Below are 15789 nucleotides of genomic sequence, written 5' to 3' on the forward strand. Positions count from 1 at the left end.
GGTGTGTTCCGGCGGAGTCCCGGCCGGGCGGCTCCCGTAGCGCGGCCGAAAGTGGCAACGTGCGCGTTGACTTGCCCACCTAGTGCAGATTCACTAGATGGACACTGGTGTCCTCGCACTATCTTGAGGTTGGGATGCGACAGCTGGTCACAGGGTGCCCGTCGGCAGAAGGGGCACCCGACAGGAATCCGCGGTGTGCGGTGCGGCCTGGCGGGGGGAGGTGTGCGTCGCCGTGAGCCTGCGCGCGTTCGAGTCGTACGCCTTCGCCCAGTCGGGCGCCGCCCGGGTGACCCTCGTCGGCGAACTCGATCTGGACACCGCTCCGTACCTGCGGAAGGCGGTCGCCGCCTGTCTGGCGGAGCAGCCGAAGAGCCTGTGCCTCGATCTGACCGGCATCTCGTTCTGCGACTGCGCCGGCGTCAACGCCCTTCTGCGCGCCCGGATCTCCGCCCTGGTGGCGGGTGTCGATCTGGTCGTTGAAGGCGTCGGACCCCAGCCGGCCCGGCTGCTTGCCATGATCGGGGCCGACGACGTCCTGACCGGCGGGACGGGCGGGACCAGCAGGGCAGGCGGGACCGAAGAGGTGGGCGCGGTATCGACCCGCCGCGAATGAGGCGCGGGCAGCGGCCACCGCCGTCCCGCCGCGCCGGGGTCCTCTGGCATGATCGTGCCGTCCGCCACCAGCAAGGATGCTCTGATGCCTTCAACGCTCCCGCGCAGTCGACCGGTCCGGATCCTGCTGGTCGAGGACCACGACATGGTGGCCGAGGCGATATGCCTGGCCCTCGAGCGTTCACCCGGTCTGGAGATCGTGGGACGGTCGGCGACGGTGGCGTCGGCGCTGGACGACGCCGGCCGGTACGAGCCCGACGTCGTCGTGATGGACCGGCGGCTGCCGGACGGTGACGGGGTCGCCGCCATCTCCGATCTGGCGGCGCTCGTGCCCCATGTGCGCGTCCTCGTCCTGGCGGGCGAGGGCAGCGCGTCGGTGGCGGCCCGCGTGGCGGAGGCGGGCGGAGCCGGGCTGATCCTCAAGGCCAGCGGCCTGAGCGAGCTGGAGGACGCCGTACGCCGCGTCGCCGCGGGCGAGGTGGTGTTCAGCCAGGACCTGCTGGGCGACGTGCTCGGGCAGCTGACCGGCCGGACCCCCGGGCCCGGCGCCAAGCTGACGCCAAGGGAGCGCGAGACGCTCGATCTGTTGGGAGAGGGCTTCACCACGGCGGAGCTCAGCGACCGGCTGGGGGTCGCTCTCAACACGGGACGCAACCATGTCCAGCGGGTGCTGGAGAAGCTGGGGGCGAGGTCCCAGCTGGAGGCCGTGACGATCGCACGCCGTGAGGGACTCCTGAAGTGAGGCCCGAAAAGAAACCGCAGGAGTACGCGCGCAAGCAGGCGGAGCCCCTGTCCGAGGCCGCCTTCACCCTGCTGGTGCAGGGAGTGCTGGACTACGGCATCTTCATGCTCGATCCGCAGGGCTACATCATCAGCTGGAACGCGGGAGCCGAGCGGATCAAGGGGTACAGCGCCGCGGAGATCCTGGGACAGCACTTCTCCGTCTTCTACCCGACGGAGGACAAGTCGGCGGGCAAGCCGGAGTGGGAACTGGAGACGGCCATCGCCGACGGCCGGCTGGAGGACGAGGGCTGGCGCATCCGCAAGGACGGCTCCCGGTTCTGGGCCAACGTCGTCATCACCGCCCTGTGGGACGACGAGGGCCGGCTGCGCGGATTCGGCAAGGTCACCCGTGACATGTCCGAACGGCGCGCCGCGCAGCACGCCCTCAGCGAGCGGCGCCGCTTGTTCGACCACCTGGTCCAGGCGCAGGAGACGGAACGCCGTCGCATCGCGTGGGACGTCCACGACGACACCATCCAGGCCATGGTGGCCGTGGGCATGCGGCTCGAGCTGCTCGCGGAGCGGGTGCCGCAGTCGTGCGCCGAGGAACTGCAGCGGCTCGACACGTCGGTGCGCGGGGCGATCAGCCGCCTCCGCAACCTGACGTTCCGCCTGCATCCGCCCGGCATCGACCGGCACGGCCTCGTCGAGGCGCTCTCCAACCACCTGGAGGACGTGGCGGGTGCCTGGGGGATCGGTTGCTCGTTCGACCACTCGCTGGACCGCGAGCCCACGCCCGAGACGGCCATCACGGTATTCCGCATCGTTCAGGAGGCCCTTCTGAACGTACGCAAGCACGCGCAGGCGAGCGCGGTCGCGCTCCGCGTGGTGTCGGCCGACTCGGGCATCCTGACACGGGTCGAGGACGACGGCGTCGGGGCGTCGATGGCCGTGGACGGCGTGCACGAGCACTTCGGAGTCATCGAGATGCGCGAAAGAGCCGAGACGGCGGGAGGCTGGTGGTCCATGCACGGCAAACCGGGAGTGGGGACGACGGTCGAGTTCTGGGTGCCGAACCCGGAACCGGTCCCGGCGCCCACGGACGATCCGGCGTGACCGCGACGGGGACCGGCGACTCCGCCGGCGCACCGCTGAGCGTGCTCCTGTGCGACGACAACCTGATGCTCCTCGACGCCCTGGGCGAGGTCGTCCAGGCGCAGCCCGACTTCGAGGTCGTGGGCACCGCGGTCAGCGCCGAGCCGGCGATCCGACTGGCTCGCCGTCATGAACCGGACCTCGTCGTACTGGACGTCCGGTTCCCGGGAGGCGGCTGCCACGTCGCGAGAGAGATCGCGCGATGGTCGCCGGGCAGTCGCATCGTGGCGTTCTCCGCGTACGACGACAAGGGCTCCGTCGAGGAGATGCGGCGTGCGGGTGTCCGCGCGTACGTGCTCAAGGGCGTCACCAACCGGGAGTTCCTCGCGGCCCTGCGCCGTGTCGGCAGGGCCGCGCCGGACGATTCCTGAACTGCGACACCTGTACGGGACGGGACTACGCCCTCGCTGAGGCGTTCTCGTCCCGGTCTTCCCCGTTGCCGCCGGAGTCCACGACATCGACGACGTCGACGCTGTTGAGCGCGCCGTCCGTGGCCGCCGACCCTTCGGCGGACGGCGGCGCGGGGCTGAGGGCGGTGATGGCCGCTCCGACGGCGAGGGACGCGACGGCGAGCATGCTGCGCTTCTTCATGCCCTGCTCAACTGCAGGTCCGGCCGGACGTCACGACGATGGACCGTTCGAACGTACGTCGCCCTGCCGCCGGGTGGCCCTCCGAGCCGGCCCGGCGCCGGGCGCCGCCCGGCGGGGAGCGCAGCTCACGTCCGGGCCATGAGGCGCAGCATCGCCGTGTCGTACCGGGCCCGCAGGCCCACGTCCGCCGAGACCCGGAGCAGCGCGCCCAGCGCCCGTACGGCGCCCTCGTCGTAGCCGGACGACTCCGCCTCGCGCGCCGCGCCCTCCAGGCGGCGGATGCCCTCGGCCTCCTGGCCCATCCCCAGCAGCGCCTCCCCGGCCACCGTGAGCAACAGCACCCGCGACGCCGCCGACGCGTCCGAGCCGCCGTCCAGGGCGAGGGCGGTGACGGAGGTGTCGAGGGCCGGCTGCCACTGCCGCGCCTCCAGCCGGTGCCGGGCGAGGTGGTACAAGGCGAGCCGCTCGGTGTGCGGGGAATCGGCCTCGCGCGCCAGCCGCGCGGCCCGTACGCACCCTTCGGCCGCCTCCTCCGGGCTGCCGAGCGACGCCTGGGCCAGCGAGAGGTTCACCAGCGCGGTCGCTTCACCGCTCCGGTCACCGGCCCGGGCGGCGAGCGCCGGGGCGGCCTCCAGGTGGAGCAACGCCTCGTCCGTGCGGCCCTCTTCGGTCAGCACCCAGCCGAGCAGCGCCCTCACCCGCGACTCGGCGCGCTCGTCGGCGTCGGCCACCGCCGCGTCGAGTGCCGTCTCCAGCAGAGGCGTCCATCCGTCCAGGACGCGCCACACCACCTGCGGCCACTGCGCGAGGACGATGCGCCAGGTCCTGCCGTGCAGGCCGGCGGCGCCGGCCGCGGCCGCCGCCAGGGCCAGGTCGTCCCGTTCGGCCGCGTACCAGGCCATGGCCCGGTCCCGGTCCGCGAACTTCCGAGTCGCCCGCGGCGGACGGAAGTCGGCGGGAAGCGCGAAGCACGACTCGTCGCCGGGCTCCGCCGCGCCGGCCGCGGCGAGCGCGGTGGCCACGCTGTGGTCGAGCACCCGGACCAGGGCGTCGGGCCCGGCCTCCAGGTCACGCGCGTACAGCCGTACGAGATCGTGCAGAGTCCAGCGGTCCGGGGCGGTCCGGGTGACGAGGTGCGCGGCGGTCAGCCGGTCCAGCGCGGCCTCTGCGGCGACCGGGTCCGTGCCCGCCAGGGCCGCCGCGGTGTACCGGTCGACGTGCGTTCCGGGGTGGCGTCCCAGGTACGCGAAGTGGTGTGCGACCTCCTCGGGCAGCCGGCGCACGGTGAGCCGCAGCGCCGCCCGTACGCCGGTGTCCTCCACGTCCAGCAGGCTCAGCCGGCGTGACTCGTCGGACAGTTCGCCGCTCATCGCGCTCAGCGACCAGTCGGGCTGGTCCGCCAGCCTCGCGGCGGCCACCCGCAGCGCCAGGGGAAGCCCCCCGCACAGCTGGGCGAGGCGCCGGGCGGCCACCGTCTCCGCCAGCACCCGCTCCTTGCCGAGCACCGCGGCCAGCAGCGCCGTGCTGTCCTCCGGTTCCAGGACGTCCACGGGCACCGGACGGGCGGCGTCGGAGGCGATCAGGCCGCGCAGCCGGTACCGGCTGGTGACCACGGTGACGCACCGCGCGCCGCCCGGCAGCAGTTCTCTGACCTGGTCGGAACCGCGGGCGTTGTCGAGCACGACGAGCAGCTGGCGGTCGGCGGCGAGGGACCGGAACAGCGCGGCGGCGCCGGTCGTCGTCTCGGGGACACGGCGCGGCGCGACGCCCAGGGCCAGCAGGAACTCGCGCAGCACCTCCAGGTGGGACGGTTCGCCCGTGTCGCTGAAACCGCGCAGGTCGGCGTAGAGGAGGCCGCCGGCGAACGCGGCGCGGTTGCGATGGGCCCAGTGCACCACGAGCGCCGTCTTGCCCACGCCGGCGGGCCCGGTGACCAGGCAGACGGGCGCTTCACCGGCCGCCGCCCGGGACAGCGCGGTGAGTTCGGCGGCCCGCCCGTGGAACCCGCGCGGCACACGCGGCAGCAGATCGACCGTGTTCGCGGGCACGGCGGCAGCCGGCCCGTGGACGGCGGCGGGCGCGGCCGGCGGAGCCGGAGCAGGGGTCTCCTCCGCCTCGTCGTCCTCGCCGCGCAGCGCCAGGGCGTAGGCGTCGGCGAGCTCCCGGCCGGGGTCGACGCCCAGTTCGTCCGCGAGCAGGCGCCGGGTGCGGTGGAACCAGTCGAGCGCCTCGGAGCGGCGACCCGCGCGCCGCAGTGCCCGCATGAGCGCGGCGGACAGCGATTCGCGCAGCGGATGGTTCCCGGCCTCGGCGCGCAGCACCGCGGCGGCGCGCGCGTGCTCGCCCAGCCGGGAGTACGCCGCCGCCAGCGACTCCACGGAGGCCAGCCGCAGTTCCTCCAGCGCGTGGGCGGCGGCTTGGAGCGGCGGACTCGGATACGCGCCGGTCAGTGCGGGCCCCTGCCACAGCGACAGCGCCTCCTGGTACATCGCCACGGCGTCGCCCGCGGCGCGCTGCCCACGGGCCAGCGTCACCAGCTCTTCGAAGCGGTGGGCGTCCAGCAGCGTCTCCGGCATGCGCAGGACGTACGCCGTGCCCTGCGTGACGAGCTCGACACCGTACATGCCGGCGTCCGCACCGGAGAGCAGCACGCGCAGGCGCGACACATGGCCCTGGATGACGCTGCGGGCATGCCGCGGCGGTTCGCGGTCCCACAGGGTGTCCGTCAACCGGTCGACCGGCACAGGGCAGTTGGGCCGCAGCAGGAGTGCGGCGAGAAGGCTGCGCCGCTTGGCGGGACCGAGGGGCAGTTCGCCGGCCTCGGTGGCGACGGAAACCGCTCCGAGCAGCCGGAATTCCACTGACACAACTCCTTTTGGGCGAAGGAGCCAGGTTACCGGACGGTTTCGGACCTCCGGCGGCCGGACGTCCGGGCGTACGGGCGTAGGGGAAACGCCCGCACGGCCCCCGTGGGCGGGCCGGGGGCAGGCGCGGACCGCCGGCCGCGGCGCGTCCGACCGAACTGCCCGGCCGCCACCCGGATATCGGACGGGCCGTCGGGGTAGGCCGGTCGAGGGCGGAAGGGCCCATTCCACCGGGTGTCGGCCGCCTTCCCCGTGTGCTCTTCACCGGCCACCGGCCGGTCACCGTGAACGAACCCTCTGGAGCAAGCAGATGAAACACGAAACCTGTCCTGTCGTCATCGACCCGGCCGGTGCCGACATCCACGGAGAGGCAGCCCGGATCCGGGAACGGGGGCCGGTGGCGCTGGTGGAGCTCCCCGGCCGGGTGAGGGCCTGGGCAGTGAGCGATCACGCGTTACTCAAGGAACTTCTCACCGACCCCCGCGTGTCGAAGGACCCCCGCCGGCACTGGTCCGCGTGGATCAACGGGGACATCACGCCGGACTGGCCGCTGTTCACCTGGGTCGCCGTGACCAACATGTTCACCGCGTACGGAAGCGACCACCGGCGCCTGCGGAAACTGGTCTCGACGGCGTTCACCCCGCGCGCCACCGAGGCCCTGCGGCCGCGCATCGCGCGGATGACCGCCGACCTCCTCGACGACCTGGCGGCGGCTCCTGCGGGGCAGGTCGTGGACCTGCGTGAGGAGTACTGCTACCCGATACCGATCCAGGTGATCTGCGAGCTGTTCGGGGTCGACGACGACCGTACCCGCAAGGAGCTGCGCCGCCTGGTGGACAGCATCTTCAACACCGCCATCACGCCCGAGGAGGCATCGGCCACGTTCCAGGGCATCCACCGGGTGCTGTCCGAACTCGTCGCCCGCAAGCGCGAAACCCCGGGCGACGACATGACCAGCGTCCTGATCGCCGCCCGCGAGGAGGACGGCGAGCGGCTCACCGAGGCCGAACTGGTCGACACGCTGCTCCTGGTGATCAGCGCCGGGCACGAGACCACGGTCAATCTGCTGGACAACGCGATCCACGCCCTGCTGACCCACCCCGAGCAGCTGGAACTCGTCAGGGCCGGCAGGGCCGGCTGGAACGACGTGATCGAGGAGACGCTGCGCGTCCAGGCACCGGTGGCGAGCCTGCCGCTGCGTTACGCGGTGGAGGACATCGAGGCCGGGGGCGTGACCATAGGGCGGGGCGACGCGATCCTCGCCGCCTACGCCGCCGCCGGACGCGACCCCGCCCACCACGGTGAGGACGCGGACCGGTTCGACGTCACCCGGCCGAACAAGGAGCACCTCGCGTTCGGACACGGCGTCCACTTCTGCCTCGGGGCGCCCCTGGCCCGGCTCGAAGCGCAGATCGCGCTCCCCGCGCTCTTCGAGCGCTTCCCCGCTCTGGCGCCGGCCGTGCCGTCGCAGGGCCTGCTGCCGGTGGAGTCCTTCATCTCCAACGGCCACCGCAGCCTTCCCGCCCGCCTGACCGGCTGACCCCGGCCGGCGGCCCGCCCGCGGAGGAGGGCCGCCGGGAGCCGAGCGCCCTCCCCCTGCGGCCGTGCCGGCGCACGCGGCCGCGCGGCGGGCGGCGGCGGGGGAGGCAGGTGATTCCACCGATGCCCCCGCGCGGGGCGTACCGCGACAGTGACACCTCCCAGCGAACGGCGGTGCCCGCCGGGCGTACGGCCGGCCGCGGCCCTCGGAGACGAGTGCGGCGTCCGGCCTGCCCGGTGGCTCCGTCACGACCGAGAGGACGACTCAGTCGTGCAGCAGAACATCAGTGAGAACACCGGCGCGCACCTCGCGGCCCCGGCCCACCGCCGGCGTGGCCACGGCCGCGTGCGGTCGTTCGTGGCCGGTTTGGCGGCGCTCCTGGCCGTCGGCGGACTCGGCACCGCCCTGACCCCCGCCGCCCAGGCGGCGGACAACCCGTACGAGCGCGGCCCGGCGCCCACCACCGCGAGCATCGAGGCGGCCACCGGCCCCTACGCGGTCTCGCGGACCACCGTCTCCTCCCTGGCCGTCACCGGCTTCGGCGGCGGAACCGTCTACTACCCGACCTCCACCAGCGACGGCACCTTCGGCGCGGTGGTGGTCTCGCCCGGCTTCACCGCCGACCAGTCGTCCATCGCCTGGCTCGGCCCCCGGCTCGCCTCCCAGGGCTTCGTCGTCTTCACCATCGACACCCTCACGCGGTACGACCAGCCCGACAGCCGGGGCCGCCAGCTCCTTTCCGCGCTCGACCACCTGACCGAGCGCAGCACCGTCCGCGGCAGGATCGACAGCAGCAGACTCGGTGTGATGGGCCACTCGATGGGCGGCGGCGGCACGCTGGAAGCGGCCAAGAGCCGTCCGTCCCTCCAGGCGGCGATCCCGCTCACCGGGTGGAACACCGACAAGACGTGGCCCGAACTCCGCACGCCGACGCTGGTCGTGGGGGCCGACGGTGACACCGTCGCGCCGGTCGGCTCGCACTCCGAGCCCTTCTACGAGAGCCTGCCGTCCACCCTGGACAAGGCGTACCTGGAACTCAACGGCGCGTCGCACTTCACGCCCAACACCTCCAACACCACCATCGCGAAGTACAGCATTTCCTGGCTCAAGCGGTTCATCGACAACGACACCCGCTACGAGCAGTTCCTGTGCCCGCTGCCCCGTCCGAGCCTGACCATCGAGGAGTACCGGGGCAACTGTCCGCACGCCTCCTGACGTTCACCCCCCTCCGTGCCGGTGCCGGTCGCGCGCTCGCGGCCAGGCACCGGCACGCCGCTTTCCCCGGGCCGTGTGCGTGCGCACAGATTTCACCCGCCGACGCTGTTCACGCGCCCAGCGTCGTCCTCGCAACTCGTCGTTATTGCAGGTCAGATGAGTTGTCCAGACCCCGTGCGGTACTGGACGCGAGGCTTCCGTAACCGCTTACGCGGAAGTAACGTGACGGGTGTGAGCGGAGGACGACCGTGAGCGCCGCCGTCCGGCTGCACGGCCGGCGCACCGAACTGGCAGCCGTGGCAGCGCTGTGGGACCGGATGCGCTCCGGCAGCGGGGGCGCCGTGCTGTTCGCCGCCGAGCCGGGACTCGGCCGCACCGCGCTTGTGTGCCGCGCCGCGGCGGACTTCGACGGACGGGTGCTGCACACCCGGGCCGTACCGGCCGAGAGCGGCCTCCCTCACAGTGGGGCGCACGCGCTGCTGTGCGCCGCCGGCGACGCGCCGGGCGACCCCGCGCCCTCCCGCGTCCTGCGGTCCGGGCTCCCGCCGGGCGGCCTGCTGGAGGCCCTGCGCGCACGCGCCGACGGGCGGCCCCTGCTCGTCTGCGTCGACGACGCGCACCTGTGGGACGACCGGTCGCGCGCCGCCCTCGGCTTCGCCGCCCGCCGCCCCGAGGCCCTGCGCGGCGTCGGGCTGCTGCTGACCACGGCCGCGCACCGGGCGTACGACCCCGACTTCGCGGGGCTGCCCGTCGTCCGCCTCGGCCCGCTCGGTGAACGGGCCGCGGGGGAACTGCTGGACGAGCTGGCGGGGGAGGGGACGGACCCGGCCGTACGGCAGGCGCTGCTGCACGAGTCCGAGGGCAATCCGGCCCTGCTGACGGCACTGGCCGGCCGTCTCTCACCGTCCCAGCTCTCCGGGCACGCGCCGCTGCCCCGGCCGCTCGCCGACGGCGAGACCCTGCTGCGCACGGCCGGCGACCGGCCGGCCGCGCTGCCGCCGGACGCCGCGTTCGTGCTGCTCCTCGCGGCGGCCGCGCAGGAACAGACGCCCGGATCCGGGGGAGCGGACGCGGCGCTGGTGGCGCGCGCCGCCCGCGCCGCCGGCATCGGCGCGCGGGCCCTGGACGCCGACGCGTGGGCGGGAGTGGCGCGCGCCGACGGCGACCTGATCCGCTTCGAGAGCCCGCTGCTGCGTCGCGCCGTCCACGCCGGCGCCCCGGCGGCCCGGCGGCGGGCCGCCCACCACCTGCTCGCGACCGCCCTCGCCGGCGACCGGCGCCGCCTGCCCCGCCTCCTGCACCGCGCCCTGGCCGCCGACGCCCCCGATCCTGGACTCGCCGCCGGCCTGGCGGCGGCCGCGGCGGACCCGGGGGTGCCGGGCCTCCAGCGTTCCGCGGCCCTGGCCGCAGCCGCCGAACTGGCCACGGCGGACGACGGCGCGCGGACCGCACGCCTGACCGCCGCCGCCGAACTCGCCCGGCTGGCGGGCCATCCGCACCGGGCGCGGGAGCTGCTGACCGCCGCCCGTACGGGCCGCGCCCCAGACGCCGTACGCGGGCGGGCCGAATTCGTCTCCGGCCTCCTGGCGATGGGTGACGGTCCCGCCGCCGACGCCCACGGGGCGCTGCTGGTGGCCGCCGGCCTGCTCGGTCCGTACGACCCGCACCACGCCCGTGCCGCCCGCCTCGCCGCCATGGACGCGGCCTGGGCCGCCGGTGACGCCGCGGGATGCCTGGCCGCGCTCGGCGCGGACGACCCGGCGCTGGCCGGAACCCCGGCACACCCCGGCGGGCAGACCTCGTGCCCGCACGCGCCGCCGGTGCGCACCGCGTCGGGCGTCCCAGGCGGGACCGACGGGGCGTACGACGACTACCGGGCCGGCCTGCTCGCCGCCCTGCGGGCACGGCCCGACGACGCGCGGGGCCCGCTGCGGCGGGTGGTGGAACGGGCCGCGGACGACGACGAACCGCAGCGGCTGCTGCGCGCAGGGGCAGCCGCGCTCGTCCTCGGCGACATCGCGGCGGCCTGCCGCGTCACCGCGCGGGGCCTGGCCCTCGGCCGGGCCCGGGACCTCGTCGCCCTCGTGCCCCGGCTCCTGGAGCACCTGGCGTACGCCGAGTTACGGGCCGGGAGGCACGCCAGGGCCGGAGCGCACGCCCGCGCGGGGCTGCGCGCCGCCCACCGCGCCGGCCAGCGCAACGCCGCCGCCCATCTGCACGCGATCCTCGCCCTCGTCGCCTCGGTCGAGAGCGACGCCGCGGCCGTCGGCGGCCACGTGGGCGCCGCGATGGCGATCGCCGGACCGCACGGCCTGGCCCAGGCGGCCACCCTGGCCGAATGGGCCTCGGCGAGAGCCGACCTGGGACGCGGCCGGGCCGCCGAGGCCGCCGCGCGGCTCGGCCCGCTGGTCCGGGTGGGACCGCGCCGGGGGCACTTCGCCCTCCGCATGCTGGCCGTTCCCTGCTTCGTCGAGGCCGCCGCGCTGGCCGGGCAGCCGTGCGAAGCGCGCGACGTCGTCGAGGAGTTCGCGGCCTGGGCCGCTCACGGCGGCGACCCGCAGGCGCCCGCGCTGCTCGCCCGCTGCCGGGCGCTGCTCGCGGACCCCGACGAGGCCGACGCCCTGTACTCCCACGCGCTGACCCGGCACGCCCTGGCCGACGGCGACTTCGAGTGGGCCCGCACCCAGTTGCTGTACGGGAAGTGGCTGCGGCGCCGGCGCCGTCCGCTCGAGGCGCGGGGGCGGCTGAGGGACGCGCTGGTGGCCTTCGAACGGTCCGAGGCACTCGCCTGGGTGGACCAGACGCGCGCGGAGCTGCGGGCCACCGGGGACGTGGCCGGCGGCGAACCGGCCGGGGCGCTGTCCTGCCTGACGCCGCAGCAGCTGCGGATCGCGCACTGCGTCGCGGAGGGGGCGACCAACCGCGAGGTGGCGCAGCGCCTGTCCGTGAGCCACCGCACGGTGGACCACCACCTGCGCAACGTCTTCGCACAGCTGGGGGTGCGCTCCCGGGTGGAGCTGTCCCGGCTGGTGGACCGGGCCGGGGCCGGGGAGACGCCGTCCTAGGGGCGGCGGAGTGCGGTGCGTATCGGTTCAACTCCGATACGGCTTCCGGTCCGCAACGTCGTCCGCCGCAATTACCACGTACTGATCATGGAGGCAACTACTCCATTTCACGGCGTGGCTGGTTATGATCTGCATCCCCCACGTCCGTCTCACCCCGTCGGTCCGGCCTTCCCACGTTCCGCTCCCCGCCCTGCGCCGGCCCGGCCGCCGGCCTGCCCCCGCTCTCCCCTCCGTCCCCGAGGACCGATGTCTCCCACCGAACCCGAAGACGCACGCGACACGCCGCCCGCGTCACCCGAGTCCGGGGCGCCGCGAAGTCGACGTCGGCGTACCGTCCGTCTGCGCACCCTGCTCATCTGCCTGGCGGTCGTCCCCACCGTCGCGATGGGCGCCCAGGTCGCCGTGACCGCGGAACGGCTGCTGGAACAGTCGAGGCACCTGCGCGGCGATGTGGCGGCCGGTGAGCGCATCGGCGTACCCGCGTACGAGCTCATGCTCCGGCTGCAGGCCGAGCGGACGACGACGGCCGCGCGGTGGGCGGGCTCCGAAGTGTCCGGAAATGATCTGCGCGCCCGCCGCGCGGCGACGGACCGGGCGGCCGACGCGTTCCGCAGGGCGACGTCCACCGGTTCCGACGCCCCCGGGAAGCACAACCACCATCTCGCCGAGGTGAGCGACAGCCTCGAAGACCTGGACGCCCACCGTGAACGCGCGGACGCCCGCAGCGGCGGCGCCGACCGCACGATCGGCTACTACACCGACGTGATCGGCAGCACGATCCAGGTCTACCAGCAGGAGTTCAGCCACACGCAGGACGCCGAGCTGACCCAGGAGAGCCGGCTGGTCGCCACCATGTTCGCGGCGTCGGAGCTGGTCGCCCTGGAGGAGACGATCCTCGCGTCGGCCGGTCCGGCCAGGGAGCTGACGGCCTCGCGGTTCGCCGCGTACGTCAACGCCGTCGGGGCCCACCGCTATCTGTACGACACGTCGATCGTGCCGTATCTGCCCGCCGGGGACCGGGCGGCGTACGAGGAGATCACCGGCTCGGGCGCGTGGCAGGCGAAGACCCGTGTCGAGAACGCCGTGATGTCCGACCACGAGGACATCGCGTCCGGCGTGAAGCTGCCGCTGAAGGCCGCCGGCTGGCGGACCGCGCACGACACGCTGGGCGACCGACTGGCCTCGCTCAACTCCGCCCGCTCGCACGGCGTGCTGGCACGCGCCGACGCCAAGGCGGCGGAGCTGGAGACGGAGGTCGCCTGGCTGATCGGGGGCAGCGGAGGGGCGCTGCTGGTCGTCGCGGGCGTCGTCGTGTTCGCCACGCGCTCGGTCCTGCGCCGCCTGCACGGCCTGCACGAGCGCACGGTGGCCGTCGCCGAGGAGACGCTGCCGGACGTCGTGGCACGGCTGCAGCGCGGGCAGCCCGTCGACGCCGACGCGCTGCCCCGGGCCACCGGCGCCCAGGACGAAGTCGGACGGATCAGCGACGCGTTCGCGCGTGTCGTCGCCGTGTCCGTCGACGGGCACCGGCAGCTCTCGGACGAGCGCCACGGCTTCGGCCTGTTCGCCGCGGGCATCGCTTCGCGCACCGGGAACCTGGTCAGCCGCCAGCTGAGCCTGACCGAGGACCTCCAGGACACGTTCGGCCACGACGAGGCGCTGCTGGCCCAGTTGATGCGCTCCGACCAGTTGACGGTGGGCATGCGGCGGCAGATCGAGAACCTGCTCATCCTGGCGGGCGGCGAGATCCCCGACCCGCACACCGCGCCCATGCGCGTCGCCGACCTGCTGCGCGAGGCCGCCGCCGAGGTCGAGGACTTCCGGCGCATCGAGCGCCAGGCCCTGGACGAGATCAGCGTGGAACCGCGCGTGATCAGCCAGATCAGCCACCTCCTGGCGGAGCTCCTGGACAACGCGACCCGGTTCTCCCCGCCCAGGTCCAAGGTGGTCATCCGGGCCGAACTGGTCGCCGACGGCCTCTCGGTGGAGATCGAGGACCGGGGCCCCCGGGTGACACCGGCCAGCTACGAGGAGATGAACCGGCGGCTGCACTCGGCGCCGCCGTACGCCGTCCTGGCGCAGAACGCGCACCGGCTCGGCCTCTTCGTGGTCGGCCACCTCGCGGACCGGCTCCCGGCCACGGTCACCCTGCGCCGCTCGGTCTACGGAGGTACGTCGGCCGTGGTGATCATCCCCGGCGAGCTGCTCGTACCGACGGAGCGGGAACCGGCGCTCGAGCCGGAGCAGCCCGCCGTCGCGGCGGCTGTTCCCGCCCCGGCCGCCCCGCGGCCCGCCGCGTCCGGCCGCCCCGCCGGGCAGGGGCCCGGGGCTCTCCCGGAGGGAAAACCGGAGCTGCCGAGCCGGCGCAGGCCCGAGCGCCCGCCCGGGGCCGCCCCCGAGGACGCGCCGGTCACCCCGCTCGCGGCGCCGGCCGGCGACTCGCGCCCCGCCCTGCCCGAGCGCGTACCGCACACCCACATCGCCGAGCAGCTCCGCGAGCCGCGTGCGGCGGAGGCACCGGCCGGCCAGGACGCGGCGACACCCGAAGAGGTGGCCGACGCCTGGGCCGACTACGAACAAGGGACCCAGAAAGTGGAAGCAGAGCTCCGACAGGATCAGGCATGACCACCACACCGAACGACATGATCTACAGCATCCTGGACAACAACCTGAGCAGGATCGCGGGCATCGAGGGGGCCGTACTCCTGTCCAACGACGGGATCAGGCTCAGCGCCTACCTCCTGGACCGCGACCGGGCCGAGCGCATCGCCGCCGCGTCCTCGGGCATCGCGGCCACGATGAAGGCGATATCCCGCGAGATCGGAGGCGGCGGGGTGATCCGCCAGCTCGTCGAGATGGACGACCGTTATCTCTGCATCGTGGGCTGCGGCGAGGGCAGCACGCTGATCGTCGTGACCTCACGCAAGGCGCGGCTGGGCGAGCTGGGCGGCGAGGCGGTACGGACCGCCCAGGCCCTCGGCGAATGGCTGGGCACACCCGAGCGCACCCAGGCACTGCCGTCGTAATGCCGGACGACCCGCTGCCCCGCGGCCGCCGCCGGACGCGGCTGTACGCCCTGACCGACGGCCGTACAGCCGCTCCGCACACCGTCCTGACCATGGACACGATGATCACAGCGGCGGTGGCCGGGGAAGCGCTCGGCGGTCTGCCCACCGAATGGCAGGCCATCCTCACCATGTGCCCGTCCCCGGACGGCCGGGCGGTCGCGGAGATCGCGGCCCGGATGCACATGCGCCTCACCCCCATGACGGTCCTGCTCGGAGAACTCGTGGACCGCGGGCTGATCCACCACCGGCCGCCCCTGTCGGGCGCCGAGACCAGCAATGTCCACCTGCTCATGAGAATCAGGGACAGCCTTGCCCACCTATGACACCCCTGCCCGGGAAGCGGCCGCGACCGAGGCGTCCCCCGTCAAGATCCTCGTCGCGGGCGGCTTCGGCGTGGGCAAGACGACCCTCGTCGAGACGGTCTCCGAGATCGAGCCGCTGCGGACGGAGGAACGCCTCACGGCCGCGGGGGTGGGCGTCGACGACCTCGACGGCATCGAGTCCAAGACGGTCACCACCGTGGCGATGGACTTCGGGCGCATCACCCTCGCCGACGCCGGCGTCGTCCTCTACCTCTTCGGCACCCCCGGCCAGGAGCGCTTCTGGTTCATGTGGGACGACCTGCTGAACGGCGCGTTCGGCGCCGTCGTCCTGGTCGACACCCGGCGCCTGGACCGCAGCTTCGCGGCCGTCGACTTCTTCGAGAGCCGCGGGCTTCCGTTCGTCGTAGGCGCGAACTGCTTCCACGGCGAGCAGCCGTACACCGCCGGGGAGATCCGGGCGGCGCTGCACCTGCGCGACCCGGAGACGCCCGTCCTCATGCTCGACGCCCGCTCGCGCGAGGACGTCCGCGACGCTCTGCTCTCGCTCCTCGACCTGCTCATCGCCAAGGCGCGGGAGGCCACGGCGCTCTAACCCCGCCGTCCGGCATCACCGTTCCTCCGGCCCTGCGGGCG

Annotated in this window: 13 protein-coding genes; 11 read left to right on the forward strand and 2 right to left on the reverse strand. The window is 74.1% G+C overall.

The features are described from left to right. The first annotated feature begins 232 nt into the window (after positions 1 to 232). From AC07FK_RS10515 to AC07FK_RS10530, 4 genes are all read left to right on the forward strand, one after another. Positions 233 to 613, forward strand: coding sequence for an STAS domain-containing protein (locus tag AC07FK_RS10515; RefSeq protein ID WP_479104363.1), 381 nt, complete (start codon positions 233 to 235; stop codon positions 611 to 613). Positions 614 to 697: 84 nt separating this feature from the next. After that, a complete protein-coding gene (locus tag AC07FK_RS10520) occupies positions 698 to 1354 on the forward strand; it encodes a response regulator (protein WP_479104365.1) in 657 nt (218 codons plus the stop codon). Then, positions 1351 to 2451: a PAS domain-containing sensor histidine kinase gene (locus tag AC07FK_RS10525; protein ID WP_479104366.1), complete on the forward strand. Its 1101-nt coding sequence runs from the start codon at positions 1351 to 1353 to the stop codon at positions 2449 to 2451. The genes AC07FK_RS10520 and AC07FK_RS10525 overlap by 4 nt, the downstream gene beginning before the upstream one ends. Continuing rightward, entirely contained in the window at positions 2448 to 2861 is a 414-nt protein-coding gene (locus AC07FK_RS10530) for a response regulator (RefSeq protein ID WP_479104367.1), read from the forward strand. Before AC07FK_RS10525 ends, AC07FK_RS10530 begins: the two co-directional genes overlap by 4 nt. A 25-nt stretch (positions 2862 to 2886) precedes the next feature. Here the strand turns inward: AC07FK_RS10530 and AC07FK_RS10535 are convergent, their stop codons facing one another. Both AC07FK_RS10535 and AC07FK_RS10540 read right to left on the reverse strand, forming a co-directional pair. Beyond that, entirely contained in the window at positions 2887 to 3081 is a 195-nt protein-coding gene (locus tag AC07FK_RS10535; protein WP_479104369.1) for a hypothetical protein, read from the reverse strand. Positions 3082 to 3206: 125 nt separating this feature from the next. Beyond that, a complete protein-coding gene (locus tag AC07FK_RS10540; protein WP_479104953.1) occupies positions 3207 to 5942 on the reverse strand; it encodes an AfsR/SARP family transcriptional regulator in 2736 nt (911 codons plus the stop codon). A 313-nt stretch (positions 5943 to 6255) separates the two neighbouring features. Here AC07FK_RS10540 and AC07FK_RS10545 point away from each other — a divergent pair, with 313 nt between their 5' ends. From AC07FK_RS10545 to AC07FK_RS10575, 7 genes are all read left to right on the forward strand, one after another. Next, positions 6256 to 7485 (forward strand): cytochrome P450 family protein, encoded by a 1230-nt coding sequence (locus tag AC07FK_RS10545; RefSeq protein WP_479104370.1) that lies wholly within the window; start codon positions 6256 to 6258, stop codon positions 7483 to 7485. A gap of 282 nt (positions 7486 to 7767) precedes the next feature. Then, positions 7768 to 8700 (forward strand): bis(hydroxyethyl) terephthalate hydrolase, encoded by a 933-nt coding sequence (gene bdeA / locus AC07FK_RS10550; RefSeq protein WP_479104954.1) that lies wholly within the window; start codon positions 7768 to 7770, stop codon positions 8698 to 8700. 248 nt (positions 8701 to 8948) lie between these two features. After that, on the forward strand, positions 8949 to 11765 hold the full coding sequence (locus AC07FK_RS10555; RefSeq protein WP_479104372.1) for a helix-turn-helix transcriptional regulator: 2817 nt from the start codon (positions 8949 to 8951) through the stop codon (positions 11763 to 11765). A gap of 246 nt (positions 11766 to 12011) precedes the next feature. Further along, positions 12012 to 14390: a sensor histidine kinase gene (locus AC07FK_RS10560; protein ID WP_479104373.1), complete on the forward strand. Its 2379-nt coding sequence runs from the start codon at positions 12012 to 12014 to the stop codon at positions 14388 to 14390. Continuing rightward, entirely contained in the window at positions 14387 to 14791 is a 405-nt protein-coding gene (locus AC07FK_RS10565; RefSeq protein WP_479104374.1) for a roadblock/LC7 domain-containing protein, read from the forward strand. Before AC07FK_RS10560 ends, AC07FK_RS10565 begins: the two co-directional genes overlap by 4 nt. Further along, on the forward strand, positions 14791 to 15156 hold the full coding sequence (locus tag AC07FK_RS10570; RefSeq protein ID WP_479104375.1) for a DUF742 domain-containing protein: 366 nt from the start codon (positions 14791 to 14793) through the stop codon (positions 15154 to 15156). Before AC07FK_RS10565 ends, AC07FK_RS10570 begins: the two co-directional genes overlap by 1 nt. Then, the gene (locus AC07FK_RS10575) at positions 15143 to 15748 is read left to right on the forward strand and encodes a GTP-binding protein (RefSeq protein ID WP_479104377.1); all 606 of its coding nucleotides are present in this window, start codon (positions 15143 to 15145) and stop codon (positions 15746 to 15748) included. The genes AC07FK_RS10570 and AC07FK_RS10575 overlap by 14 nt, the downstream gene beginning before the upstream one ends. Positions 15749 to 15789 lie beyond the last annotated feature (41 nt).

The organism is Streptomyces sp. NPDC046122 (assembly GCF_056429965.1).